Source organism: Streptomyces sp. MGP-BFMKR1 (assembly GCF_057766585.1).
In genome coordinates, this window is sequence record NZ_CM173408.1 from 2,857,093 (window position 1) to 2,882,438 (window position 25,346).

21 protein-coding genes and 1 pseudogene are annotated in these 25,346 nt (G+C 73.9%); 10 read left to right on the forward strand and 12 right to left on the reverse strand.

What is annotated here, in order from left to right; all coding sequences use genetic code 11:
• Positions 1–72 precede the first annotated feature (72 nt).
• Entirely contained in the window at positions 73–819 is a 747-nt protein-coding gene (locus tag AC3CHW_RS10520; protein ID WP_398609318.1) for a ferritin-like fold-containing protein, read from the reverse strand.
• A 483-nt stretch (positions 820–1,302) separates the two neighbouring features.
• Between AC3CHW_RS10520 and AC3CHW_RS10525 the strand changes: the two genes are divergently transcribed.
• The 3 genes from AC3CHW_RS10525 (at position 1,303) to AC3CHW_RS10535 (ending at position 5,407) form a co-directional block, all read left to right on the forward strand.
• Entirely contained in the window at positions 1,303–3,021 is a 1,719-nt protein-coding gene (locus AC3CHW_RS10525; RefSeq protein WP_488470260.1) for a DEAD/DEAH box helicase, read from the forward strand.
• 239 nt (positions 3,022–3,260) lie between these two features.
• Entirely contained in the window at positions 3,261–4,181 is a 921-nt protein-coding gene (locus AC3CHW_RS10530; RefSeq protein WP_398609320.1) for an alpha/beta fold hydrolase, read from the forward strand.
• A 188-nt stretch (positions 4,182–4,369) separates the two neighbouring features.
• Positions 4,370–5,407 (forward strand): alcohol dehydrogenase catalytic domain-containing protein, encoded by a 1,038-nt coding sequence (locus tag AC3CHW_RS10535; protein WP_488470261.1) that lies wholly within the window; start codon positions 4,370–4,372, stop codon positions 5,405–5,407.
• 89 nt (positions 5,408–5,496) lie between these two features.
• Here the strand turns inward: AC3CHW_RS10535 and AC3CHW_RS10540 are convergent, their stop codons facing one another.
• Positions 5,497–6,423, reverse strand: coding sequence for an NYN domain-containing protein (locus AC3CHW_RS10540; RefSeq protein ID WP_398609322.1), 927 nt, complete (start codon positions 6,421–6,423; stop codon positions 5,497–5,499).
• 198 nt (positions 6,424–6,621) lie between these two features.
• Between AC3CHW_RS10540 and AC3CHW_RS10545 the strand changes: the two genes are divergently transcribed.
• Complete coding sequence (locus tag AC3CHW_RS10545; protein WP_176163936.1) at positions 6,622–6,774, forward strand: hypothetical protein; 153 nt, start codon at positions 6,622–6,624, stop codon at positions 6,772–6,774.
• A 283-nt stretch (positions 6,775–7,057) separates the two neighbouring features.
• Here the strand turns inward: AC3CHW_RS10545 and AC3CHW_RS10550 are convergent, their stop codons facing one another.
• The 3 genes from AC3CHW_RS10550 to AC3CHW_RS10560 form a co-directional block, all read right to left on the reverse strand.
• Entirely contained in the window at positions 7,058–7,663 is a 606-nt protein-coding gene (locus AC3CHW_RS10550) for a MarC family protein (RefSeq protein WP_176163935.1), read from the reverse strand.
• Between the two features lie 369 nt (positions 7,664–8,032).
• Positions 8,033–8,926 carry a PHP domain-containing protein gene (locus AC3CHW_RS10555; RefSeq protein ID WP_187060948.1) on the reverse strand — a complete coding sequence of 298 codons (894 nt, stop codon included), beginning with the start codon at positions 8,924–8,926 and terminating at the stop codon, positions 8,033–8,035.
• A 256-nt stretch (positions 8,927–9,182) separates the two neighbouring features.
• On the reverse strand, positions 9,183–9,821 hold the full coding sequence (locus AC3CHW_RS10560) for a DUF6758 family protein (RefSeq protein ID WP_488470262.1): 639 nt from the start codon (positions 9,819–9,821) through the stop codon (positions 9,183–9,185).
• Between the two features lie 164 nt (positions 9,822–9,985).
• Between AC3CHW_RS10560 and AC3CHW_RS10565 the strand changes: the two genes are divergently transcribed.
• Positions 9,986–11,311, forward strand: a complete 1,326-nt coding sequence (locus tag AC3CHW_RS10565; RefSeq protein ID WP_488470263.1) for an MFS transporter — start codon at positions 9,986–9,988, stop codon at positions 11,309–11,311.
• 140 nt (positions 11,312–11,451) lie between these two features.
• On the opposite strand, the gene AC3CHW_RS10570 is transcribed toward AC3CHW_RS10565, so the two are convergent.
• Complete coding sequence (locus AC3CHW_RS10570) at positions 11,452–12,063, reverse strand: suppressor of fused domain protein (protein ID WP_187060951.1); 612 nt, start codon at positions 12,061–12,063, stop codon at positions 11,452–11,454.
• Positions 12,064–12,549: 486 nt separating this feature from the next.
• On the opposite strand from AC3CHW_RS10570, the gene AC3CHW_RS10575 reads away from it, so the two are divergent.
• Positions 12,550–13,674 (forward strand): magnesium and cobalt transport protein CorA, encoded by a 1,125-nt coding sequence (locus AC3CHW_RS10575; RefSeq protein ID WP_176163931.1) that lies wholly within the window; start codon positions 12,550–12,552, stop codon positions 13,672–13,674.
• Positions 13,675–13,805: 131 nt separating this feature from the next.
• Here AC3CHW_RS10575 and AC3CHW_RS10580 read toward each other — a convergent pair whose 3' ends face one another.
• Positions 13,806–14,756, reverse strand: coding sequence for a DMT family transporter (locus AC3CHW_RS10580; protein ID WP_398609324.1), 951 nt, complete (start codon positions 14,754–14,756; stop codon positions 13,806–13,808).
• Between the two features lie 215 nt (positions 14,757–14,971).
• Here AC3CHW_RS10580 and AC3CHW_RS10585 point away from each other — a divergent pair, with 215 nt between their 5' ends.
• Complete coding sequence (locus AC3CHW_RS10585; protein ID WP_187087038.1) at positions 14,972–15,592, forward strand: hypothetical protein; 621 nt, start codon at positions 14,972–14,974, stop codon at positions 15,590–15,592.
• Between the two features lie 64 nt (positions 15,593–15,656).
• Here AC3CHW_RS10585 and AC3CHW_RS10590 read toward each other — a convergent pair whose 3' ends face one another.
• Positions 15,657–16,493 (reverse strand): SDR family NAD(P)-dependent oxidoreductase, encoded by an 837-nt coding sequence (locus AC3CHW_RS10590; RefSeq protein WP_488470264.1) that lies wholly within the window; start codon positions 16,491–16,493, stop codon positions 15,657–15,659.
• 135 nt (positions 16,494–16,628) lie between these two features.
• Positions 16,629–17,414: a hypothetical protein gene (locus AC3CHW_RS10595; protein ID WP_398609327.1), complete on the reverse strand. Its 786-nt coding sequence runs from the start codon at positions 17,412–17,414 to the stop codon at positions 16,629–16,631.
• 334 nt (positions 17,415–17,748) lie between these two features.
• Between AC3CHW_RS10595 and AC3CHW_RS10600 the strand changes: the two genes are divergently transcribed.
• The 3 genes and pseudogenes from AC3CHW_RS10600 to AC3CHW_RS10610 all read left to right on the forward strand — a co-directional run bounded on the left by AC3CHW_RS10600 (position 17,749) and on the right by AC3CHW_RS10610 (position 21,077).
• Positions 17,749–19,062, forward strand: a complete 1,314-nt coding sequence (locus AC3CHW_RS10600; RefSeq protein ID WP_398609328.1) for a magnesium transporter MgtE N-terminal domain-containing protein — start codon at positions 17,749–17,751, stop codon at positions 19,060–19,062.
• Positions 19,052–19,567: pseudogene (locus tag AC3CHW_RS10605) on the forward strand (DUF1003 domain-containing protein); the annotation flags it as partial. The gene AC3CHW_RS10600 and the pseudogene AC3CHW_RS10605, both read left to right, overlap by 11 nt.
• 343 nt (positions 19,568–19,910) lie before the next feature.
• Positions 19,911–21,077, forward strand: a complete 1,167-nt coding sequence (locus AC3CHW_RS10610) for an Mrp/NBP35 family ATP-binding protein (protein ID WP_398609329.1) — start codon at positions 19,911–19,913, stop codon at positions 21,075–21,077.
• 354 nt (positions 21,078–21,431) lie between these two features.
• On the opposite strand, the gene AC3CHW_RS10615 is transcribed toward AC3CHW_RS10610, so the two are convergent.
• The 3 genes from AC3CHW_RS10615 to AC3CHW_RS10625 form a co-directional block, all read right to left on the reverse strand.
• Entirely contained in the window at positions 21,432–22,130 is a 699-nt protein-coding gene (locus AC3CHW_RS10615) for a hypothetical protein (RefSeq protein WP_187060807.1), read from the reverse strand.
• Positions 22,131–22,235: 105 nt separating this feature from the next.
• Positions 22,236–22,673, reverse strand: a complete 438-nt coding sequence (locus tag AC3CHW_RS10620) for a sec-independent translocase (protein WP_488470265.1) — start codon at positions 22,671–22,673, stop codon at positions 22,236–22,238.
• 348 nt (positions 22,674–23,021) lie between these two features.
• Positions 23,022–25,184, reverse strand: coding sequence for a S1C family serine protease (locus tag AC3CHW_RS10625; protein ID WP_488470266.1), 2,163 nt, complete (start codon positions 25,182–25,184; stop codon positions 23,022–23,024).
• Between the last annotated feature and the right edge of the window lie 162 nt (positions 25,185–25,346).

Sequence of the window (25,346 nt, forward strand, 5' to 3'; positions counted from 1 at the left end):
CCCGACCCGACACCCACGTCGCGCGCCCCGGCCCCACGGCCGGGGCGCGCCGCCGCGTGCGGTCGGGCCGCCTCAGGCGGAGAGGCCGAGCGCGGCCATCCGCTTGGTGTGCGCCTCGGTGATCCGCGAGAACATCCGGCCGACCTCGGCCAGGTCGAAGCCGTCGGCCACGCCGCCCACCAGCATCGTGGACAGCGCGTCCCGGTCGGCGACCACCCGCTGCGCCTGCGAGAGCGCCTCGCCCATCAGCCGCCGCGCCCACAGCGCCAGCCGCCCGCCGACCCGCGGGTCGGCCTTGATGGCGGCGCGCACCTTCTCCACCGCGAAGGAGGCGTGCCCGGTGTCGTCCAACACCTGGAGCACCAGGTCGCGGGTGTCGGTGTCGAGGCGGGTGGCCACCTCGCGGTAGAAGTCGCTGGCGATCGAGTCGCCGACGTACGCCTTGACCAGGCCCTCGAGCCAGTCCGAGGGCGCCGTCTGGCGGTGGAACTCGTCCAGCGCGGCGGCGAAGGGCTCCATGGCCTCGTTCGGCTCCGCCTCGATCGCCGAGATCCGGTTCCGCAACCGCTCGAAGTGGTGGAACTCGGCCGACGCCATCTTCGCCAGCTCCGCCTTGTCGTCGATGGTCGGCGCGAGCTTGGCGTCCTCCGCGAGCCGTTCGAAGGCGGCCAGCTCGCCGTAGGCGAGGGCGCCGAGCAGGTCGATGACCGCGGCCCGGTACTGCGGCTCAGCGGACGCCTGCGCCCAGTCCTGGGCGGCGATTCCGGTGTTCTCGGGGGCGTCGTCGGGCGTGCTGTCAGCGGCGTTGGGCGTCTCCATGACGCGCACAATAGTCCGCCTGGGGGCACGCGGAAGCCCCTGGTCAGCCCCGGCGGTCCCGGGCGGTCCCGAGTGTGTTCATCGTCGCACTCAAACAAGCCTCCGGATGGAGCGCCGTATCCGGGGTACAGTGGTAAGGAGCCCGCCCATTATCGGCGGGTCGTTCCACGCATGCGGATGCCCGGTCGGTGGCCCGATCGGCTCCAAATCGACCGCCCTCCACGCGGCGCGTATGAGACATACGTACGGCGAGAGGGAACCGCTCGCGGTGTGCGCGCCTGAGCGGAGGCAGTGGTCCCGCGCCATCCGGCCCGTCCCCGGTCGGCCAAGTACCCGGTGCGGTACGACCCCCTTCGCCGCCTCGCGCCGCGTCTCACAGAAGAGGCAAGCATCCTGTCTACGTTTAGAGAACTCGGGATTCTCCCCGAGACCGCCGAGGCCCTTGAGGCCGTCGGCATCACGTCCCCCTTCCCCATCCAGGAGATGACGCTCCCGGTGGCCCTCAGCGGCTCCGACGTCATCGGCCAGGCCAAGACCGGCACCGGCAAGACGCTCGGCTTCGGTCTCCCCCTGTTGGAGCGGGTCACCGTGCCCGCCGACGTCGAGGCCGGCCGGGCCACGCCCGACCAGCTCTCCGACGCCCCGCAGGCGCTCGTGGTCGTCCCCACCCGCGAGCTGTGCCAGCAGGTCACCAACGACCTGCTGACCGCCGGCAAGGTACGGAACGTGCGCGTCCTGTCGATCTACGGCGGCCGGGCCTACGAGCCCCAGGTCGAGGCGCTCAGGAAGGGCGTCGACGTGATCGTCGGCACCCCGGGCCGCCTGCTCGACCTCGCGGGCCAGAAGAAGCTGGATCTCTCCAAGATCCGCGGCCTGGTCCTCGACGAGGCCGACGAGATGCTGGACCTGGGCTTCCTGCCCGACGTGGAGAAGATCATCCAGTTCCTGCCGGCACGCCGGCAGACCATGCTGTTCTCGGCGACCATGCCGGGCGCGGTCATCTCGCTCGCGCGCCGTTACATGTCGCAGCCCACGCACATCAGCGCCACCTCGCCGGACGACGCGGGCCAGACCGTCGCCAACATCACCCAGCACGTCTTCCGCGCCCACTCCATGGACAAGCCGGAGCTGGTCTCGCGCATCCTGCAGGCCGACGGCCGCGGCCTGGCGATGATCTTCTGCCGTACCAAGCGCACCGCCGCCGACATCGCCGACCAGCTCGCGCGCCGGGGCTTCGCCTCCGGCGCCGTCCACGGCGACCTCGGCCAGGGCGCGCGCGAGCAGGCGCTGCGCGCCTTCCGCAACGGCAAGGTCGACGTCCTGGTCTGCACCGACGTCGCGGCCCGCGGCATCGACGTCGAGGGCGTGACCCACGTCATCAACTACCAGTCCCCCGAGGACGAGAAGACCTACCTGCACCGCATCGGCCGCACCGGCCGCGCGGGCAACTCGGGCATCGCGATCACCCTGGTGGACTGGGACGACATCCCCCGCTGGAAGCTGATCAACAAGGCGCTCGACCTGCCGTTCGACGAGCCCGAGGAGACGTACTCCACCTCGGAGCACCTCTACGAGCTGCTGTCCATCCCGGCCGGTACCAAGGGCATACTGCCGCGAGCCGAGCGCACCAGGGCCGGCCTTGCCGCCGAGGAGGTCGAGGACCTCGGCGAGACCGGCGGCCGGGCCGCGCGGGGTCGCAAGCCCGCCGCCGCCCCGGTGGAGCGCGAGCGCCCGGCGCGCACCCGCCCGCCGCGCCAGCGCCGGCGCACCCGTGGCGGTCAGGACCTGGACGGCACGGCCGACGCCACGACGACCACCACCGAGGCCACGACCACGGCCAAGGCCAGTGACGCGCTGGACGCGGCCGACGGCACCGCCGCCACCGCCGAGCCGGGCGTCGCGCGCCAGCCGCGCCGCCGCCGGCGTACCCGCTCCGGGGCCGCCGAGGCCAAGCCGGTGACGGACGTCGCGTCCGAGGCCGGCGCGCCCGCCAGCGCCGCTGACGCCGAGGCCAGCGCCCCGGCGAAGCGGTCGCGCCCGGCACGTAAGACCGCCGCGACCCGTACCGCCGCGGTCGCCACCGGCGAGGCCGGCGCGCACGAGGCGGGTGGCGCCGAGGCCGGCGAGGCCCCGGCCAAGCCGCGCCGCCGCCGTACCCGCAGCCGCGCCGCGGCCGGCTCCGAGGCCACTCAGGAGAGCTGACCCGCGCCGCCCAGCACGGCACCGAGGCCGAGGGCCCGACGACGCATCCAGCGTCTCGGGCCCTCGGCCTTCGCGCTGCCCGCGCGCCCACCCACGCCCGGCCGGCCGTCCCGCCCCGGCGCCGCGCCCCGGGCGCGCGGGGAACGGCGGGCGCCGGGGCGCCCGCGGCGGGTCGAACGCCTGGCGACGAGCCCGTTGCCGGCCGGCCGACGTCGCCGCCTCGGGTTAGCCTCGACCGCATGAGCAGGCCGCCCCACCTCGACCTCCCGCCACGCGCCCAGGCGTACGCCCTCTCCACCGAGCGGGGCGCCTTCGCCGTGCACGACGCGCTCCCCGAGGGGGCCACGGTCGGGACCGCGCTGCTGTTGCCGGGCTTCACCGGCAGCAAGGAGGACTTCATCACGCTGCTCGCGCCGCTGAGCGAGGCCGGGTTCCGGGTGGTGGCCGTGGACGGCCGCGGGCAGCACGAGAGCGACGGCCCGGCCGACGAGTCGGCGTACGCGCGCGCGGAGTTGGTCCGGGACGTCCTCGCGCAGGCCGCGGCGGTCGGCGACGGCCGCCCCGTACACCTGCTCGGACACTCGCTGGGCGGCCTCATCGCCCGCTCCGCGGTGCTGCGCGAACCGGCCGCGTTCGCCTCGCTCACGCTGATGAGCGCGGGCCCCGGCGCGGTGGCCGAGAGCCAGCAGGCCAGGTTGCGACTGCTGACCGAGGCGCTGGCGGCGTGGGAGATGCCCGAGGTGTGGCGGGCGATGCGGCAGCTCGACCCGCCGGAGGCCGCCGACGCGAGCGAGCCGCCGGTCGTACGGGAGTTCCTCCAGCGCCGCTGGCTGGCCACGTGCCGGGAGCAACTGACGTGCACCGCACGGCAGTTGATGACCGAGGAGGACCGCGTGGCGGAGCTGGCCGAGGTGGCGTTGCCGATGCACGTGCTGTCCGGTGCCGTCGACCACGTCTGGCCCGTGCCGCGGATGGACGCGATGGCGGCCAGGCTCGGCGCCCACCGCACCGTGATCGCCGGCGCGGAGCACTCCCCCGCGGTGGACCGGCCGGCCGAGACGGCCCGCGCCCTGATCGCCTTCTGGCGCGCGGCGGGCCCGCGCCCCGGCGACCGCGCGCCGGGCGCCGCCCGTCCGAACCCGCGCACGCCCGCGCCCTGAGCGCCCGCGCCCCGACTGCCAATCCGCCAATATTCCCACTCTGACCAGCGGAAATCCGTCGCCACCAGGGCCTGACCGCGACGGTTGCGGACGGCGGTCCCGGCAGGTCACGCTTCATGACGCTCCGTGTACCGCGGGGTTACAGGACTCGTCGTCCCCGATGACCCGGTAGAAAGCGAGAGGTCCCGATGCGGGCAGCGTTCATGTACGAGGCCGGAGACCTGCGTGTCCTGGACGCGCCGGACCCGGTGATCGAGCAGCCGACCGACGCGGTCGTGCGCATCCTGCGCTCCTGCGTGTGCGGCACCGACCTGCACCCCTACCACTCCATGACCACCGACGAGGCGCCCCGGGCGATGGGTCACGAGTTCATCGGCGTCGTCGAGGAACTCGGCTCCGAGGTCTCCGGCTTCCGCCGCGGCGACCTGGTGGTCTCCCCGTTCTTCTTCGCCGACAACACCTGCGCGTACTGCCGCGCCGGCCTGCACACCGCCTGCCCGAACGGCGGCTGGTACAGCGCGGACGGCATGGGCGGCGCCCAGGCCGAGGCCGTGCGCGTCCCGCAGGCCCAGGGCACGCTGGTGAGGCTGCCGGCCGACGCGGACGACGCGCTGCTCTCGTCGCTGCTCACCCTCGCCGACGTGTACGGCACCGGCTACCACGCCGCCAAGCAGGCCGGCGTGCGCCCCGGCGACGCGGTCACGGTGATCGGCGACGGCGCGGTCGGCCTGCTCGCCGTCCTGTCGGCCAGACAACTCGGCGCGGAGCGGATCATCCTGATGGGCCGCCACAAGGACCGCACCGACATCGGCCGCCTCTTCGGCGCCACCGACGTCGTCCCCGAGCGCGGCGAGGAGGGCATCGCCACGGTCCGCGAGCTGACCGGCGGCCACGGGACGCGCGCCGTCCTGGAGGCCGTCGGACACCTGCCGGCGTACGAGATGGCCGTCGGCGCCGTGCGCGCCGGCGGCGTGATCAGCCGGGTCGGCGTGCCGCAGTACGAGCAGGCGCCGATCGGCTTCGGCAGCCTGTTCGGCGCGAACGTCACGCTGACCGGCGGGCCGGCGCCGGTGCGCGCCTACATCGACGCGCTGCTGCCGGGCGTGCTGGACGGCACGGTCGACCCCGGCCGCGTCTTCGACCGCACCCTGTCGCTTGAGGAGACCCCCGAGGGGTACCGGGCGATGGATCGGCGCGAGGCGCTGAAGGTCATGATCACCCTGTGAGCCACCGGCGCGGGCGCCGGCGCGCGGCGGCCCGCCGTGCCCACCGCGCGCGGCGACGGGCGCCGCACGCGCGGCGCCCGTCCAGCGGGTCAGTACTGCGCCTGGAGGTGGTCCCAGAACCCGTCCCGTACCGCCCGGCGCAGGTCGGCATGGGCCCGCAGCGAGAGCTGGAGCAGCGCCTCGGCCTCGATGAGCAGTTCCTGGTCGACCGCGCCCGGCAGGTAGGGGTGGCCGGGCAGCAGGTCGGCGAGGGCGCCCCGGCCACGGCTGGCCAGCCACTGCGCGGCCACCTGCGCCCCGACGAAGCGCACGTCCTCGCGGCTGGGCAGGTGGCCGGGCCCCGCCTCGCCGGTAAGGTCCGTGACCACGGCCCGACGCATCACGTACGGCTTGCAGAACTCCAGGTCGAAGGTGCGCTGGCTGTCGACCTCCCAGAGCAGCGGTTCGGCCTGGTTGCGGCCGGTGGCCGCCTCGATGCCCCACAGGTGGACGCGCGCCCCGTAGCCCTGGGCCGCCTCCACCGCCGAGACCAGGTCCTCGTCGCCGCCGACGAGCACGGCGTCGCCGATCGCCCGGTGTCGGGCGAGGGACTCCAGGTCGGTGCGGATCAGCGAGTCGACGCCCTTCTGCTGGTTGTTGGCGTTGAGGTTGCCGAGCCTGACCTTGACGTCGGGCAGCTCGGCGATGCGCTGCTGCTCGGTGGTGTGGATGCGCCGGCGCGCCCCGTCGTACCAGTACACCCGCAGCAGCCGGCTGTCCGGGAAGATCGTGCGGGCCCGGTCGATGTACGCCTCGATCAGCCCCTCGGTGTCCAGCTCGAAGGCCCTGCGGTCCTCGGTGCCGGTGACCAGCCGGCCGGCCGCCGCGTACACGTACCCGGCGTCCACGAAGATCGCGTGGGTGGAGGGTGTCGTGGCGACCTCGGCCAGCACCCGCTGGAGCAGTTCGTTGGTGCGCTCGATCCCCGCGGCGATCGCAGCCAGGTCGGCCCCGCCCGGGGGCTCGACGTCATGCATGGCGGCCCCTTCCGGGCCATGACGCAGCAAACACAACCACTCCTGTTACGTGCCAGTAATTAGCATGTCGAAAAATTTCCTTAGCGTAGGGAATGTTTGCTCGGGGCAACTCGTTGTTCCCATAGAACGCCTCGCAGGGTGGCGAGGCGTTCGACTACTCACAGTTCTCCTCAGGAGGATCAGACGAAGGGAGAAGCCTTGCGCTTCGAGATCATGCGCCTTGACGACATCGACGGCACCGCCGTGGAGAGCACTGTCGTGGACGCCGCCTCCGTCAACCGGATCGTGCAGCAGGCCGCCTCTGTCGGCCAGCGCATCTACATCCGTCCAGCCGACTCCGCCGCCCGGTAACACGACCGGTCGCCGCGCGACGACGCAGCCCATACCCGAGGCGCCCCCGTACCACCACACGGTACGGGGGCGCCTCGCGTCGTCGTACGCCAGCCGTCACACACGGCTCCCCCGCCACTCCCCCGCATCCGGCGCGTGCCTGCGCTCCCCCGGCGCGTACGCCCGCGCATCGAGGCGCGGGGCGGGCGCTCGGCCCCTGCGAACCCCCGTCCGAACGACGACCGCGCCCCGACCCCGGGGACACGGGATCGGGGCGCGGCGGTACGGCGGCGGGCCGTGGGCGTCAGGCCGCCTGGATGAACTGGGTGATCCCGTTCGCGATCTGCTGGACGGCGATGGCCGAGAGCATCATTCCGGCCAGCCGGGTCACCAGCACCACGCCGCCGTCCTTGATGACCCGGATGATCAGCAGCGAATAGCGCATGACCAGCCAGAGCACCACGTGCATGGCCACGATCGCGGACCACACCGAGAGCTGGCCGCCGAACCCGTCGGCGTGCTGCACCGCCAGGATCACCGAGACGATCGCGCCCGGCCCGGCGAGCAGCGGCATGCCCAGCGGCACGAGCGCCACGTTGACGTCCTTGGTCTGGGTCGGCTCCTCGGACTTGCCGGTCAGCAGGTCGAGGGCGATGAGCAGCAGGAGCAGCCCGCCCGCGACCATCAGCGCCGGCACCGACACGTGCAGGTAGTCCAGGATCTGCTGGCCGCAGATGCCGAAGAGGGTGATGACGCTGAACGCCACGGTCGCCGCCTGCCACGCCATCTTGCGCTGCACCTTCAGGGGGCGCCCGGAGGTCAGCCCGAGGAAGATCGGCGTGATGCCAGGGGGGTCCATGATGACGAAGAGGGTGAGGAAGAGGGAGCCGAAGAGGGCGAAGTCGAACACGATGTGCCTTGCGAGGAGAGAGCCGGGGCCTGGGACAGGCCAGGGGGCGGAGCGGATGGGACAGGGGGCCGGACGAAGCGAACGGCAGGGGGACGAGCGCAGGGAGGAAGTGGGGGCGGGGAGCGGCGGAAGAGGCGCCCGGCGGCGGCCGTAGCGCGCCGCCGGCGGGGGCGCGGCCCCGCACACGCCGGCGGACGCGACCGCACCCGGCTCCACGGCGCGCACCGGACCGCACGCGGTCGAGCGGGGGCGTGACGTGGCGCGGGAGGCGCGTCAGGGGGCGTGCGGCGGCCTGGGCCGGCCGGGAAGGCGGGGACGCACCCGGCCGAAGCGCGGGTGCCGAGCGGCGGCTACGGGGCGCGGACGGGCTCAGCCACCGGTGCCCGGCACCGGGAAGGCGCCGGTCGCACGGCGGATGATCTCGCCGTAGACCTCCGGGTCGGTGGTGTACTCGCCGAGGCGACAGGTCTTGCGGCTGCCGTGGTAGTCGCTGGAGCCGGTGGCGAGCAGCCCGAGGTCGGCGGCGAGGCCGCGCAACTGGGCCCGGGTCGGCTCGTCGTGGTCCATGTGGTCGACCTCGATGCCGTCCAGGCCCGCCGATGCCAGCTCGGCTATCGCGCTCTCGGGCACGCACTGGCCCCGCTTGAGCGCCAGCGGATGGGCGCAGACGGTGACCCCGCCGGCGGCCTTGACCAGGCGGATCGCGTCGAAGGGGTCCAGCTCGTGCTTCTCGACGTACGCCCGCCCGTCGTTGGCGAGCCACTGCGGGGTGAAGGCGTCGGAGACGCTGGGCACGATGCCCAGCTCGACCATGGCCGCGGCCACGTGCGGCCGGCCGACCGCGCCGTCGCCGGCGATCCGGGCGACCTGCTCCCAGGTCACGGGCGCACCGAGGGCGCGCAGCTTGTCCACCATGGCTCGGGCGCGCGGCACCCGGTCGTCGCGGACCAGCTCGCGCTCGCGGGCCAGCTCGGGCTCGTGCGGGTCGAAGAGGTAGGCCAGCAGGTGCAGGCTGACGCTGTCGGGCGCGTCGCCGCCGTCCGCGGCGGGCCCGGGCAGCCGCAGCCGGCAGGAGAGTTCGGCGCCGGTGACCAGGGTGAGCCCGGCCGGCAGCGCCTGTCGCGCCTCGGCGTACCCGGCCACGGTGTCGTGGTCGGTCAGCGCGACGACGTCAAGACCGCTGGCCGCGGCGTTGCGTACCAGCTCAGCGGGGGTGTCCGTGCCGTCGGACGCGGTGGAGTGGGTGTGCAGGTCGATGCGCACGACGCGGACTCCAGGGCGGTCTCGGGGGGACGACGGGGACGTCTTCACTGTACCGGGGCATAGCGGCGCCTCCGCCCACACAGTCGTACGAGACGAGCATTCGCGCCCGCGGCCCGCCCCACGGGCGCACGACGCGTACGGGCCGCGCACCCGCCACGCCCTCGGGGCCGACGCGCTGTCGGCTCCCCGTCACAGGGGCCCAGGGCGCGCCAGGCGCTTCCCGTCGGGCCCCGGCCGAGCGTTCCGGAGGGCTCGTTCAGGACAGCAGGCGCGGCGACAGCGCGCCGCACGGCAGCAGGTCCACCTCGGCGCCGGCGTCCCGCAGGTCGGTGAGGACGAACTCGTCGTAGAGCAGCACGCCGGCCTGCTCGGGCCAGACGACCACCCACAGCCACAGGCCGCGGGCCTCGCCGGCGAAGACGGCGCGGTCGTCGGGCGTGCCGCTCACGTGCCACAGCGGGGTGGGCCGGCCGGCGGCGTGCACCTTGGTGTGCGGGGGTTTGTCGACGCACATCAGGGGGCCCGGGTCGAGGCCGTCGATCCCCGCGTACCGGGCGCCGAGGCCGACCCCGAGTTCCTCCGCGACCAGCAGCATCTCGCCCGCGCCGCCCAGTGGGCCCGGGCCCGAGCAGGCCACGGCGGTGGCCCGGCCGCCGCTGCGGTCGTCGCCGGCGGAGACGACGCCGGTGAACAGCCAGCCGACCGGCAGCGGCCACGGCATCCAGACCGGCACCTGGGCGCGGTTGACCACGACGGCGAGCGCCTCGACGCTCGGCGGCACGACCGGCTGGAGGGGGTGCACGGTTCCGTGCACACCGCACTGCCAGGAGTCGGCGAACAGACCGGGCGCCCGCACCCGGCCACCGCACTTCGGGCAACTGGGTTCGCCCCTCATAGTCGTCAACGGTCCTCCCCCCTCGCCGCCGCGTCAAGGACGATCACCCGTCCGGCGCGACTCATCAGGGAAAACTAGGTGCAGCTTGCACTAGTTAGCACGGCTAACTTAATATGTGTAATTACCAACGATCCCTGTTCGACGCGAGACCCAAGGAGAAGGGCATGCACAGCGCGCGTGACGACGCCGACGAGGACCCCTTCGACGCCGGCAGCGGCCGGGGCCGGGGCGTCCTGCGCCAGCCGATGGCGGTCTGGGCCACCGCCGGCGCCTCGGTCGTGGCCTTCATGGGCATCGGCCTGGTCGATCCGATCCTGCCGTCGATCGCGGGCGGCCTGAACGCCTCGCCGAGCCAGGTGTCCCTGCTGTTCACCTCGTACTTCCTGATCACCGCCGTGGCGATGCTGGTCACCGGCTACGTCTCCAGCCGCATCGGGGGCCGCAGGACGCTGCTCGTCGGGCTCGCGCTGGTGGTCGTCTTCGCGGCGCTCTCGGGCACCGCGACCTCGGTGGACCAACTCGTCGGCTTCCGCGCCGGCTGGGGCCTGGGCAACGCGCTCTTCGTCTCCACGGCGCTCGCCGTCATCGTGGGCGCGGCGCACCCCGTGGGCCCGCGCGGCGCGGACGGGAAGCAGGCCAGCGGCAGCGCGACGGCGATCCTGCTGTACGAGTCGGCGCTCGGGCTCGGCATGGCGTGCGGGCCGCTGCTCGGCGCGGTCCTCGGCGACATGAAGTGGCGCTACCCGTTCTTCGGCACCGCCGTGTTGATGGCGGTCGGCTTCCTGGCCATCAGCGTCTTCCTGCGCGAACAGCCCGTGCCGGCCCGCAAGACAGCGCTGCTCGACCCCTTGCGGGCGCTCGGGCACGGCGGGCTCGCCTCGGCCGCCGCCTCGGCCTTCTTCTACAACTACGCGTTCTTCACCGTGCTGGCCTTCACGCCGTTCGTGCTGGACATGTCGCCGTACCGCTCGGGCGCGGTGTTCTTCGCCTGGGGCGCGCTGCTCGCCGTCTTCTCGGTGCTGGTCGCGCCCCGGCTCCAGGAGCGGTACGGCTCGCTGCGGGTGCTCGCGGCCTCGCTGGTGCTGATGGGTGCCGACCTGGTGGTGCTCGGCTACGGCGATCACACCACCGCCGTCGTCTGCACCATCGCGTCGGGCGCGTTCATCGGCGTCAACAACACGGTCTACACGGAACTCGCGCTCGGCGTGTCGGACGCGCCACGCCCGGTGGCCAGCGCGGGTTACAACTTCGTCCGCTGGTTCGCCGCCGCGGCGGCGCCCTACCTGGCGCCCAAGATCGAGGAGTGGAGCGACCCGCACACGCCGTTCGTGGTCGCCGCCGCGGCGGCCCTGGTCGGCGCCGGCATCGTGGCGGCCCGCCGCTCGGCCCTCACGCTGCGCGCAGAGGAGCTCGAACCGGCGCACGCGACGCGGGACGGCGTCGGCGTGTTCGCCGAGCAGCCGCCGCACCCGGCGCCGGCGGCCGAGTAACACTCCAACCGAGCTTCGCCGGGGCTCCCGTTGGGCCCTGCGGGCCGGCCGCCGCGCCGACGCCCGGCGTGTGCTTGCTCACCATCGCGCGCCCCGCGCCGGGGCGACGGCGCTGCCGGTACGGGGAAGTTGACCCGCCGTCAGTCCTCCAGCGAGACCGAGCGGCGCAGCGGGTCGCGCAGGTCGGTGCCGCGCGCCAGCCAGCGGGCCTCCAGGGCGCCCGCGCCGTGCACCCGCTTCCACGCCGCCTCGTTCGCCGTCATCGGCAACAGCGGCAGGAAGCGCACCGGGTCCATGGGCGCCGGCAGCTCCAGGTCCTCCACCAGGCCGCCGGGCTCGGCCACCAGGACGGAGCTGAACGGCGCCCCCGGCCACAGCGGCTCCCCCACCTCCAGCGAGCCGCCCGGCGCCACGATCACGCCCTCGACCTGCGGCGACGCGGCCAGTACGGCCAGCGGGCGAAGCGCCTTGTCGGTGTCGGCCCGCCGCGCCCGCACGGTGAGCAGCAGCTCGGCGCGGGGCCCGCGCACCGGGTCGGCGAGCGGGTCCGCGGGGTCCGCCATGGGCTGGGCCGACATGCCGAGGGTGGCGTAGCGCACGACGTCGGCCCCGCCACGGTCGCCGGCGGCGTCACCCGTGAAGCGCAGCACCTCGATGCGGTCGGTGCCGACGAAGGTGATGGCGGCGCGGGCGTCCGGCTCGCCCAGCGCCATCCGCAACCGGGCTTCTACCAGCTCAAGAACATTCGCCATGCGGCGAGCATAGAACCCGTATCGAAGCGGCAAAGCGGCACGCCGGGGCCATGCACCCCTGGTAGCCTTGGCGCCTGATCAGGGACTTACGTCGTCCCCTACGGGGGACCGGCCGGAGGAGGTGGGGCTGCGGTGGATCCTAGTCGACCGTGCAGTACCGACTGTTCTCCCGTCCTCTCGCTCGGGACGCGCCCCTTCTCTCGGTGATCTGCTGCCTTCCGTACCCGGCTGCCACGGGGTGAAACCCCGCGCCGGCAAGGAAGTTGAGGAGTCTTTCGCGCCCGCGCCTTTCGCACGGAAGAGCATGCCCTACCGCTTCATTCCGTCTTTCCGTGTTCCGCCACCCGTGGAACACGTCAGCGCCCAGCTCATGGAGTGCCATCCGCTTTGCGGACGTACGGCTCGATGACGCACCGTACGTCCACCTTCCGGATCGCGCTGCGCCCCGCGCTCTGCCGCTGACGACCGGCCCGCTGAGGAGTCCGTATGTCGATGATTCGTGACCTGCGCGCAGCCGTCCGCCCCGCCCTTCGGCGAGGGCATTCCGTAAACGAGTACGACGCCACCCGCGATCCGTCCGTCACCAGCGCCGTCGTGGACTGCGGCGTCTACCGCGACGGCCGGCGGGTCAGCGACCACGTCAGTCCGACCGAGGCGATGGCCCGGGTGCGCGCCGACGGCGGCTTCGCCTGGATCGGGCTGCACGAGCCCACCGAGCGCGAATTCTCCGGCATCGCGCAGGAGTTCGGGCTGCACCCGCTGGCCGTCGAGGACGCCGTCCACGCCCACCAGCGGCCCAAGCTGGAGCGGTACGACGACACGTTGTTCACCGTCTTCAAGACCATCCACTACGTCGAGCACGCGGAACTCACCGCCACCAGCGAGATCGTCGAGACCGGTGAGGTGATGTGCTTCACCGGCCGGGACTTCATCGTCACCGTCCGACACGGCGGCCAGGGCTCGCTGCGCGCCCTGCGCCACCGCCTCCAGGACGACCCCGACCTGCTGGCCAAGGGCCCGTCGGCGGTGCTGCACGCCATCGCCGACCAGGTGGTGGACGGGTACATCGCGGTGGCCGACGCCGTGCAGGACGACATCGACGAGGTGGAGATCGACGTCTTCTCCGCCACGAACGGCGCCACCAAGGGCGGTCGTGCCTCCGCGCGCGGAGGCGACGCCGGCCGGATCTACCAGCTCAAGCGCGAGGTGCTGGAGTTCAAGCGGGCCGTCTCACCGCTGCTGCGGCCGATGCAGTTGCTGAGCGAGCGCCCGATGCGGCTGGTGGACCCGGACATCCAGAAGTACTTCCGGGACGTGGCCGACCACCTGGCCCGGGTCAACGAGCAGGTGCTCTCCTTCGACGACCTGCTCAACTCGATCCTGCAGGCCAACCTGGCGCAGGCGACCGTCGCGCAGAACGAGGACATGCGCAAGATCACCGCGTGGGCGGCCATCATCGCCGTGCCCACGATGATCTGCGGCGTGTACGGCATGAACTTCGACCACATGCCGGAGCTGCGCTGGAAGTACGGCTACCCGGCGGTGCTCACCCTCATCGCCGGCATCTGTTTCACCATCCACCGCGGCTTCAAGCGCAACGGCTGGCTGTAGCCGTCGCGTACCGGCCGGCCCGGGGCCCGCGCGGGCCGGCCGGCGAGAGGGTGGGTCGGCCCGGGCCACCGCCCCGCCGGCTCGCTCCGGCGGGCCGGCCCACGCGGACCTCGGCGGTGGGCCGGCCGGGCTCAGCCGCCGCGTCTGCCGCGGCCGTCCAGGACGACCAGGGCCAGGCCGAGCAGGATGATGCCGAGCGCGGGGTAGGCGGCGGCCGGCGGGTGCTGGCCGAGCCACAGGGCCGCGATCAGCGCCGCGCCCGGCGTCTCCAGGAGGATGCCGGTCGAGGTGACGGCCGGGCCCAGGCCCTGCACCACGCGGTTCAACAGCGAGTGGCCGAGCAACTGGGCGGTCAGCGTCAACACGGCCAGCTTCAGCCAGGTCTCCCCGCTGTAGCCGCCGAGCCGCACGCCGGCGATGAGGCACACCACCAGGAGCGCGGCGGCGGCGGTGGCGTAACAGACGCAGGTGTACGCGGTGGTGCTCACCGTCCGCCGGACCTCGGAGCCGACCAGCATGTAGCCGGCGCCTGCCATGCCGCCGGCCAGGGCCAGGGCGTCGCCCGCGAGGGCGCGCGGCGACAGCGAGAGGTCCACGCCGGTGAGCAGGAGCACGCCGAGGAAGGCGACCGTGATGCCGGCCCACACCAGGCCCGACGAGCGGTGGCCGCGCAGCCGGAGCAGCACGGTGGTCCAGATCGGCGTGGTGGTGGCCAGGGCGATCGAGGAGGAGACCGACGTCATGTGCAGGCTCGGCAGCCAGAGCCCGAAGTGCAGGGCCAGCAGCACGCCCGCGGCGGCCGACAGGCCCACCTCGCGCGCGCCCGTCGCGCGCAGCTCGGCGCGGTGGCGCAGCAGCGCGACCGGCGTCAGCACGCCCACGGCCAGCACGTTCCGCCACAGCGCGACGGCCAGCGCGGGGGCCGCGGTCGCCGCGATGAGCGGGGCCGACAGCGAGATGCCGGCGATGGCGACGCCGAGCAGGGTGAGGTCCAGCGACACCGGTCCGCCGCCCGTGCCGGCGGCGGCACCGGTCGCGGAGCGCGGGGCGAGGCCGCCTGGTTTGGCCGATCGAAGGCGCACGGCCACAGAGTAAGGCGTGCCGGGGTGGGACGGTACTGGCACCGCCTCGCGCGTGCGACCGGTTCCGGCCCGCGCCCCGTGGCCCGGCCCGTGCGGCGCGTGGGTCCGGAGGGTGGCCGGGCGCGGTACGGAAGCCCTGGTGGGGGCCGGGCAGGCGGCGTACGGCGGGCGTACGGCCCGCTGGCACCGCCGTGGGCACCCCATAAGCTGGGTTCATGACGCACAGCGTGGAGCAGGCCCTCACGGATCGGGCGCTGATCGAAGAGGCGACGAAGAAGTCCGGCCTGATCTGGGTGCTGGGCGACGCCGGTGCCACCCGGAGCGCGCCGCGCGCGCTGTGGCACGTGTGGCACGAGGGCGCCGCCACGCTCGTCGGCTCGCGCGGCCCCGACGCCGGCTCCGCCGACGCGCGCGACGGCGCCCCGTCGCGCGGCATGGGGCTCATGGAGCAGCCGCTGGACGGCCTCGGGCTGGCCGACGGCGGCACCGCGGCGGTGACGGTACGGAGCAAGGACAAGGGCGGGCGCCTGGTGGGCTGGACGGCCCGGGTGGTGGAGCTCGCGCCGCGCAGCGAGGCGTGGGAGGCCGCCGTGGCCGAGCTCAAGCCGAAGCGGCTCAACGCCCCGGACTCGGCGCGGGTCGTCGAGCGCTGGGCGCGCGAGTGCCGGGTGCTGCGCCTGGAGCCGGCCCCGGCCCCGCTGGCCGCGCTGCCGGACGGCGCGCTGGCCGCGACCCCGGCGCCCACCCCGGCCACCACCCGCAAGCCGATGCCCGAGGCGCTGCCCAGGTTGCTGCGCCGCCGCGCCCGCAAGAGCGCCCGCGAGAACCCGCGCTGAGCGGTGCGCCCCCGCGGGCGCGGTCGGGTCGAGGTCAGGGTCGGAGCCGGGGTCGAGGTCGGGGTCAGGAACGTAGGCCGCCGTCGACCCGGAGCACCGTCCCGGTCACGTACGAGGAGCGGTCGCTGAGCAGCCAGGCGGCGGCCTCGGCGATCTCGACGGGGTCGGCCGCGCGGCGCAGCGGGGTCTGGGCGTTGAGGCGTTCGATGGTGCCGGGGGACGCGACGTCCCAGTCGTACATCATCTCGGTCAGCGTGGTGCCCGGGGCGATGGCGTTGACGCGGATGCCCTCGGGGCCGTAGGTGATGGCGGCGGATTCGGTGAGGCTGTTGACGGCCCGCTTCATCGCGGCGTAGGCGGCCAGTTCGGGGTTGCCCATCAGGCTGCCGACGCTGGAGGTGTTGACGATGGCGCCCGATCCCGAGGTGGCCCGGATCGCGGCGACCTCGGCGGCCATGGCCTGCCAGGTGCCCTTGAGGTTGACGGCGTAGACGCGGTCGAGTTCGGCCACGGGCACCTGGTCCAGTGGGCCGGGCGGGGCGCCTGTGGCGCCGTTGTTGAAGGCCACGTCGAGCCGGCCGTACAGCTCGACGGCGCGTTCCACGGCGGTGTGCACGCTGTCGCCGTCGGCCAGGTCGCATGGCGTGTACTCGGCGATGCCGCCGGCGGATCTGATGTCCTCGGTCACCGTCTTGAGTTCGTGCTGCGCCCGGGACGCGAGCAGGACGTGGGCGCCCTCGCGGGCGAACAGGCGTGCCGCGGCGGCGCCGATGCCGCGGCCCGCGCCGATGACTAACGCGACCTTGTCGGCCAGCAGGTCCGCGGGCTTCTGCTCCCGGCGCAGCGGGGCGGTCGTGGCGGAGGTGGTGGACGTGATGGGTGCGGTGGCTGTGGTGTTCATGGTGGCAAGGCTATGTAAATCGGCCACTCCCAACCAGGGCGCCGCCGACCTGACGAACCCCTAAAAGACCGCACACCGGGTGCGCGGACGGACGAGAGTTGGCCACAGTCGCCGCCCGTCGGGTGCCGCGTGCGGTCAGCCGTCGCTCTGCGGCAACTGCTGGCCGTAGTCGACCAGTTCGCCCTTCGCGGGCGCGGTGAGGGGGAAGTCCTTGTTCCAGTCGGCGAGCTGGATGACGCCCGCGCCGCCCGCGCGCTGGAGGCGCAGCGGGTAGGGGGTGCCGCGCAGCGAGACGTCCAGCGTGCCGCCGTTGCCCCGGTCGCCGGTGACCCGGATGGTGGGCACGCCGGCCACGTTGGCCCGCTCGCCGCTGGTGATCTCGCCGTGCAGCCCGAGCAGCCCGTCGAGCAGCATGGCCTTGTCGGTGAAGCCGCTGAGCTGCTCGTACGCGGGGTCGCCGGCCGGGACCTTCACGTACTTGCCGTCCAGCTTCCTGGCCGCCGCCCGGTCCGCCGCCGAGCCGCCGTCCTTGCCGGAGCCGGCCGTGGGGGTCGCGTCGCCGCCCTGCTCGTGGACCCAGAAGTCGGCGCCGGCCTTGAGGTAGAGCTCCTTGTCGATGCGCAGCAGTTGGAAGGTGCTGCCCTTGGTGGAGACCTGGCCGGTGCCGCCGTCGCCCTTGAGTCGCATGTCGAGGGTGTACGTACGGCCCTTGCTGACGACGTTGCCGGTCAGGTGGACCGCGCCGGCGCGCTCGGCGGCCTGGCGTGCCCTGGCCTCGATCTTGTCGGCGGGAAGCTTGCCGACGCCGTTGGTGCCCGCGTCGGGGTCCTTCTTCTCGCCGTCGCCGCCGCAGCCGGCGAGCGTCGCGACGGCCAGTCCCGCGCAGGTCGCCGCAGCGAGAGCCGTCTTCCAGGTGCGCACGTCCGCTCTGCCTCCTGATGCCGGTGCACGGGCAGCGTACCGGTGCCGTGTGAGCACGATGACAGCGCACCGTGAGGGAAGGTGGGGCTTTCGGGAACCCGGTCGCTCGAAGTGCCGCACGCCAGAGCGAAACGGAAGTTCCGTCACATATCAGATATCGACCGCGATCGCCCGGGCCCGCCCGGGCCACCGCGTAAGGCGCTACGGGCTATCAACTGATATTCGTGGATTCCTGGATACAAGGAGGTATACAGAGGTACCCGAGGAGGCCGGACCCCGCGCCGTCGACAGGTGACGGCCACCTCGGGTCCGTCCGTGAAAGGAGGCGCGTGGCATGGGAGCGGCAGCCCCGCGCGTGTTCGTCTCGCACCTGGCCGGTGTCGCCGTGTTCGACCCGAACGGGGACCCGGTGGGCCGGGTGCGGGACCTGGTGGCGATGCTGGGGTTGAGCGGCCGGCCGCCGCGCGTCCTCGGCCTGGTCGTCGAGGTGGTCAGCCGGCGCCGGATCTTCCTGCCGATGACCCGGGTCACCGGCGTGGAGTCGGGCCAGGTGATCACCACGGGCGTGGTCAACATGCGCCGCTTCGAGCAGCGCCCCACCGAGACCCTGGTCCTCGGCGAACTGCTCGACCGCAGGGTCACGCTGGTGGAGACCGGCGAGGAGGTGACCGTCCTCGACGTGGCCGTGGCCCAGTTGCCGGCGCGCCGCGACTGGGAGATCGACAAGGTCTTCGTACGACGCGGCAAGGCCCCCACGCTGCGCGACAGGTGGCCCGGGGGCGGCCGGCGGTCCGGGGAGGCGCTGACCGTCGAGTGGTCGGCGGTGACGGGCTTCTCGCTGGAGGAGCCGGGGCAGGGCGCCGAGAGCCTGCTGGCCACCTTCGAGCAGTTGCGCCCCGCCGACCTGGCCAGCGTGCTGCACCACCTGACGGCCAAGCGGCGGGCCGAGGTGGCCGCCGCGCTCGACGACGACCGGCTCGCGGACGTCCTGGAGGAGCTGCCCGACGACGACAAGGTGGAGATCCTGGGCAAGCTCCAGGAGGAGCGCGCGGCCGACGTGCTGGAGGCGATGGACCCCGACGACGCCGCCGACCTGCTCTCCGAGCTTCCCGAGGACGACAAGGAGCGGCTGCTCACGCTGATGCGCCCACGGGACGCCGCGGACATGCGCCGGCTGCTGTCGTACGAGGAGCGCACGGCGGGCGGGCTCATGACCACCGAACCGATCGTGCTGCTGCCGGACGCGACGGTGGCCGACGCGCTGGCCCGGGTCCGCAACCCGGACCTGTCCCCCGCGCTGGCCGCGCAGGTGTACGTGTGCCGGGCGCCGGACGAGACGCCCACCGGCAAGTACCTGGGCACGGTGCACTTCCAGCGGCTGCTGCGGGACCCGCCGTTCACGCTGGTCAGCTCGCTCGTGGACAGCGACCTGAACCCGCTGCCGCCGGACACCGGGCTGCCGGAGGTGACCAGCTACCTCGCCGCGTACAACATGGTCGCCGCGCCCGTCGTGGACGCCAGCGGGGCGCTGCTCGGCGCGGTGACCGTGGACGACGTCCTCGACCACCTGCTGCCCGACGACTGGCGCGAGCGCGAACTGCACGGCGCGAGCGTCCCCGACCTGCCGGAGGTGGCCGATGGCCGGTGAGCGCATCCGCCTGGACCAACCCCGCGAGCCACGGCGCAGCCTGCTGCCGCGCTGGGACCCGGAGGCGTTCGGCCGCGTCTCCGAGCGCACGGCGCGCTTCCTGGGCACCGGCCGGTTCATCGTCTGGATGTCGGTGGTCATCGTGCTGTGGGTGGTGTGGAATACCAGCGCCCCGGCCGACCTGCGCTTCGACAACTACCCCTTCATCTTCCTGACCCTCGCGCTCTCCCTCCAGGCGTCGTACGCGGCCCCGCTGATCCTGCTCGCGCAGAACCGGCAGGACGACCGGGACCGGGTCAACCTCGAACAGGACCGCAAGCAGAACGAACGCAGCATCGCCGACACCGAGTACCTGACCCGGGAGATCGCCGCGCTGCGGCTGGGCCTCGGCGAGGTGGCGACCCGGGACTGGATCCGCTCGGAGTTCGAGGACCTGGTGCGGGAGCTGGAACGGCAGCGCACCGCCACCGCGGACCACCCGGCGCAGCGGCACGGCGGCCACCGCGAGCACGCCCGGGCCGACGAACGGGCCACCGAGCACGGCCCGAACGCCGCCGACGCGACCCACGAGCAGGCACCCCGGGGCGGCGCGGCCCGCGGCCGGGGCAGGCCGCCGCGCGAGGGCCCACCGCGCGAGTCGGGCGGGCCACGGGGGCCCGGCGGCGCCGGGCGCTGAGCCGGCCCACGGGGCTGAAGCGGACCCCCGGGGGCTGAGCCGGCGCCGGGCGCTCGGGCGGGACATCCGCGGGGCAGCCCGGCTATTCCCGGCAGACGACGCCCGCGGGCGTGAGGAAAGCGACCGTCCACAGGCTTTCCCGCGCACCGGGCGCGCGCCGTACCATCGGGGCATGGCTACCGAAACGACCGGCCCGCACGGCGCCGCTCCCGCCGAAGAGGCGGTCCGCGACGCGCTCGCGACGGTGAACGACCCGGAGATCCACCGCCCGATCACCGAACTCGGGATGGTCAAATCGGTGGAGATCGCCCCGGACGGGGCGGTGGCGGTCGCGGTCTATCTCACGGTCGCCGGCTGCCCGATGCGGGACACCATCACCAGTTCGGTGCGCGAGGCGGTGGCCCGGGTTCCCGGCGTGACCGACGTCAGCGTCGAGCTGGACGTGATGAGCGACGAACAGCGCAAGGAGCTGGCCAGCTCGCTGCGCGGCGGACAGACCGAGCGCGAGGTGCCGTTCGCCAAGCCGGGCTCGCTGACCCGGGTGTACGCGGTGGCCTCCGGCAAGGGCGGCGTCGGCAAGTCGTCCGTGACGGTCAACCTGGCGGCGGCGATGGCCGCTGACGGCCTGAAGGTCGGCGTCGTGGACGCGGACATCTACGGCCACTCGGTGCCCCGCATGCTCGGCGCCTCCGGCCGGCCGACCCAGGTCGAGAACATGATCATGCCGCCGTCGGCGCACGGCGTGAAGGTCATCTCCATCGGCATGTTCACGCCGGGCAACGCCCCGGTGGTATGGCGCGGGCCGATGCTGCACCGAGCACTCCAGCAGTTCCTCGCGGACGTCTTCTGGGGCGACCTGGACGTGCTGCTGCTCGACCTGCCGCCGGGCACCGGCGACATCGCCATCTCGGTGGCCCAGTTGGTGCCCAACGCGGAGATCCTGGTGGTCACGACGCCGCAGCAGGCCGCGGCCGAGGTCGCCGAGCGCGCCGGGTCCATCGCCGTGCAGACCCACCAGAAGATCGTCGGCGTGGTCGAGAACATGTCCGGGCTGCCGTGCCCGCACTGCGACGAGATGGTCGACGTCTTCGGCACGGGCGGCGGTCAGACCGTCGCCGACGGCCTGACCCGCACGACCGGCGCGACGGTGCCGGTGCTCGGCGCCATCCCCATCGACGTGCGGCTGCGCGAGGGCGGCGACGAGGGCAAGCCCGTCGTCCTGACCGACCCCGAGTCCCCGGCGGGCGCCGCGCTGCGCTCCATCGCGGGCAAGCTCGGTGGCCGCCAGCGCGGCCTGGCCGGCCTGTCGCTGGGCATCACCCCGCGCAACAAGTTCTAGTTCGTACGGGGGCGGCTGCCCCGGGCGCACCCCGCCCCGGAGCAGCCGCCGCGTCCGGCCCCGCCCGCCCCCGGATCACACCGACGACGGGCCAGCCGTTCCCTCGGAACGCGTAGGCGCCGTACGCCGTGTGCCGGAGCGATTCCCACGGGCACGTAGCCACCGCCGGCCGGCGCGGCCGGGCTCACGCAGCCCGTCCAGTCCGCCCGGCCCAGCCCTGCCCGAGTCCGCGCCCTCGGCGCGCGCGGAGCCGCGTCCGGTACCGGCGTGTCGGGGCGGGGCGGCAGCGGGCCGGCACGGAACCACGTCGGAGCCGGGCGTGATGACCGCGTTCCCGTGGCCGGGGCGAGGGCCCTACGCGTACGTCGTGATGTCCTTGACCACGGAGAACCCGAGCCCGTAGGCGCTCATCCCGCGCCCGTACGCGCCGACGTGGACGCCCTCGCGGGCCGAGCCGGCGAGGACCCAGCCGTACTCGGACTCGCGGTAGTGGAAGTCGGTCGGCACGCCGTCCACGGGCAGCGTGAGCTGCGACCACGCGGAGCCGCCGAGGTCGTCCGCCAGCTCCCAGGCGATCGCGGTCTGCTGGTCGAGCCAGTCCTGCCGCAGCGCCCGCTCCATCTGGGACGGCCAGGTGCACGAGAGCAACCCGGAGCCCGCCAGCCAGGCGGCCGACGACACGGAGGTCGCCTCCAACATCCCGGTGCCGTCGGCGCTGCGCCGCACCGGACGGCTGGCCACCGTCACGACGACGGCGAAGCGCTGCTTGGCCCGGCTCTCCGCGGTGGTCTCCACCTTCAGCGAGGGCTCCTCGCCGTGCCCGGTCGCGCCGTGCTCCACGGTGCCGTCGGCCGCCGCGCCCACCTGCATCAACCAGCGGGGCCCGGCGAACGCCTCGTCGAGGCCGTACCAGGGGAAGGCGGCCATGAGGTAGCCGTCGACCGTCCTGCGCACCGCTGCCGGCATGCCCTGCCCGGCCGCCGCGACGTCCTCCCCGGGCACGCCCGGAGTCGCCGCCGCGTCCTGCACGTCTGCCCGACTCGTCGTCTCCATCTGCGCGGAGCCTCCTCGTTGCCCTACGTCGTGGCGGCCCGCCCCCCTTCAGGCGACCTCACCTGGACACAGGGAGGATAGCCATACAGGTCGGCCCGAATGGGATCAGGTGGCGTCCGAGTCGAAGGGTGGCCGGTCGTCGCGCTCCGGCTTGTCGCGCTTGCGCAGCAGGTCGGAGCCGCTGGAGGAGGGGGCGGAGTCGACTCCGCCAGTGGTGTCGCGCGCCTGCGTCACGTCGCCGACCTCGGCCATCTCCTTGCTGAAGTCGAATCCGTTGCGGATCTCCTTCAGGCCGAGCTCGTCCTTGTCGAGCAGGTGCTTGCGCGCGAACGTCTTGGGATTCAGGTCCTCGAACTCGAAGTCCTTGAAGTCCGGACCCAACTCTGTCCGGATGTCTTCCTTCGCGCTGTCCGAGAACTCCCGGACCTTACGGATGAAACGGGCGGCATCCTGGATCACCTTGGGCAGCTTGTCCGGGCCGAAGATGAGCACCGCAAGGATGATGAGAGCGATCAGCTCTAGGGGTCCTATGTCGAAGAACACCTTGCAGCTCCTTGATGCGTCCGTGGCCAACGGTCCAGGCCATCCAACACGGTACCTGCCTCACGGTGTGGTACGGGAGACGGCCAGACCAACATCAGACCACGCGCCGCGCACCGCCGAAGCCGGCCGAACCGGCCCCTCGCGCGGCGCGCTCCCCGCCTCCCGCCGCCCCGCGACCCCGGAATCACCGCCCCGGCGCCCCCGGCGCACGCCGTGCGCCGCCGGGCCGTTCTTCTCCCGCACAGCAAACTCCGGGTGACGTCCGGCGCACAACCCCGCCTCTGTCGCCACCGCGCTGTCACAGACGCCACACCCGCCACCGCGCGGCGCGGGGAGTCGCCCCGTCGGTCAGCGGTCCATGTCGCTCGCGGAGCCCAGTTCCAGTTCGACGGTGCGCTCGTCGCCGTCCCGCTCCAGGGTCAGCTTCAGCCGGTCGCCGGGGCGGTGGCTGCGGATCTTGACGATCAGTTCCTGGCCGCTCTGCACCGGCACGCCGTCCACCTTGGTGATCACGTCGCCCGACCGGATGCCCGCCTTGTCGCCGGGCCCGCCCTCGGTCACCGCGGGACCGTCGCTGCCGGACTCGGCGACCCGGGCGCCCTCGCCCCGGAACTTCATGTCGAGCGTGACGCCGATCACCGGGTGCGTCGCCTTGCCGGTGTTGATCAGCTCCTCCGCGACCCGCTTGCCCTGGTTGATCGGGATCGCGAAGCCCAGGCCGATGCTGCCGCCCTGACCGCCGCCGAGCCCACCGTCGTTCGCGGCGCGGATCACGCTGTTGATGCCGATCACCTGCGCGTCGGCGTTCACCAGCGGACCACCGGAGTTGCCGGGGTTGATCGGCGCGTCGGTCTGCAACGCGTCCACGTACGAGATGTCGCTGCCGTCGACCTTCTCGCCGCCCGCCGTGATCGGGCGCCCCTTGGCGCTGATGATCCCGGAGGTGACCGTGCCCGCCAGGTCGTACGGGGCGCCGATGGCCACCACCGGGTCGCCGACCCGCACGGAGTCGGAGTTGCCAAGGGCCAGCGGCTTGAGCCCGGTGACGCCCTGGACGCGAATGACCGCCAGGTCGTACCCGGCGTCCCGACCGACGATCTTGGCCCGCGCGGTCTGGCCGCCGTTGAACGTCACCGATATGGCCGCGTCCGAGTCGCCCTGGTCGGCCGGCTCCACGACGTGGTTGTTGGTCAGGATGTTGCCGCGCTTGTCGAGCACGAAGCCGGTCCCCGTGCCCCGCTCGCCGGCGCCCTTGACGTGGATGGTCACCACGCTGGGCAACGCCCGGGCCGCGATGCCCGCGATGCTGTCCGGGTCCCTGGCCTGCTGGGTGTCGGACGGCGCCTGCGGCAGGTGGATCTGCTCGGTGTCGCCGGTCTCCCGCTCCAGGTAGACCCCGATGCCCCCGCCGATGCCACCGGCCAGCAGCGCGAGCACCAGCGCGCCGACCACCAGCGGGCCGCGCCGCCGCGCCGCGCGCGCCGGACCGGGCTGCCCGGCGCCGGCCACCGGCGCGCGCCACGGGTCGTAGTGCTGCCACTGCGCGCCGGGCTGGTTCTCGCGCCCGGCCTGCGCGGCGTACACCCCCGGCGCCTGCGACGGGGCCGGCTGCCCGGCAGCGGGCTGGGGGTGCTGGTGCGCGGGGTACGGCTGGGGGCCGGGCGTCGGGTGCGCCGGCATCGTGGTGCCGTGCGCGGGCGTCATCCCGGGGTGCGGCGGGTTCGCGTGGTGCGGGGGTACGTGGGTGCCGTGCGCCGGCGTGGCCACCGGGTGCTGCACGGGCGGCGCCGGAGCCCACGGGCCCGGCTCGCCGTAGGGCGGCGTGCTGTACGGATCGGGCTCGTGCCGGGGCCGGGGCCGCTCCGCCGACGCGCCCTCGTCCGCCGCCCCGGCGGCGGGCTCGGCGCCCCCGGTGGCCGACGCTTCCGCCGGGCGTACGCCGGCGCCTTCCACGGCGTCCCCGGCCGTCGCGGCACCGGAGGCCGCGGCACCAGCGTCAGCGCCACCGGGGACGGCGTCACCGCTAGAACCGGCAGGACCGTCCGACATCGCGTCACCGCCCCGGCCGCCAGGGCCGTCGGAGGTCGCGTCGCCGGCAACGGCCGCGTCGCCAGCAGGGGTACCGTCCGTGGCCGCGTCGCCGGTGGCGGCGCCGTCGGAGGTCGCGGACGCTGGGCGTACGTCCGGCTCAGGGGTCTGGTCCGCCGGTCGGGGGGCGTCGCTCGGCGCCGCCTTGGCCAGCACGAAGTCGGTGCCCGGGGCGTCGGGCGCCGCGGGCGCGGCGCCGGCCGTGGCGTCCCGCGCGTCGGCCGCCTCGGGGCCGGCCGCGTCAGGCCCCACGGCGGCGTCGGCCGCCTCGGTACGCGGCGGGGCCTGGTCCGCGGGCTGCTCGGGCGTGGCCTCGTCCGCCGCGTGTGGCGCTTGGTCCGCCGCGTGCGGCTGTCCCGCGAAGCCCATGTGCGGACGGCTCCACCACTTCGGCTTCGGCCTCGGGGTCTTCCCGTCGTTCATGCTCTCCCCACAGTTCGCCCGCGGTCCGGCGCGGGCCGCGCTCCCGGCGGGCGTGCTTCACCACACCCGCTCGGCGCGACCCACTGGCGATTCAATCAGGTCTGCCCGAACCCGCGCAGTGGGCCGGTCAGGCCGCGCCGCGGGTCGGCCCCGACCGGCGGG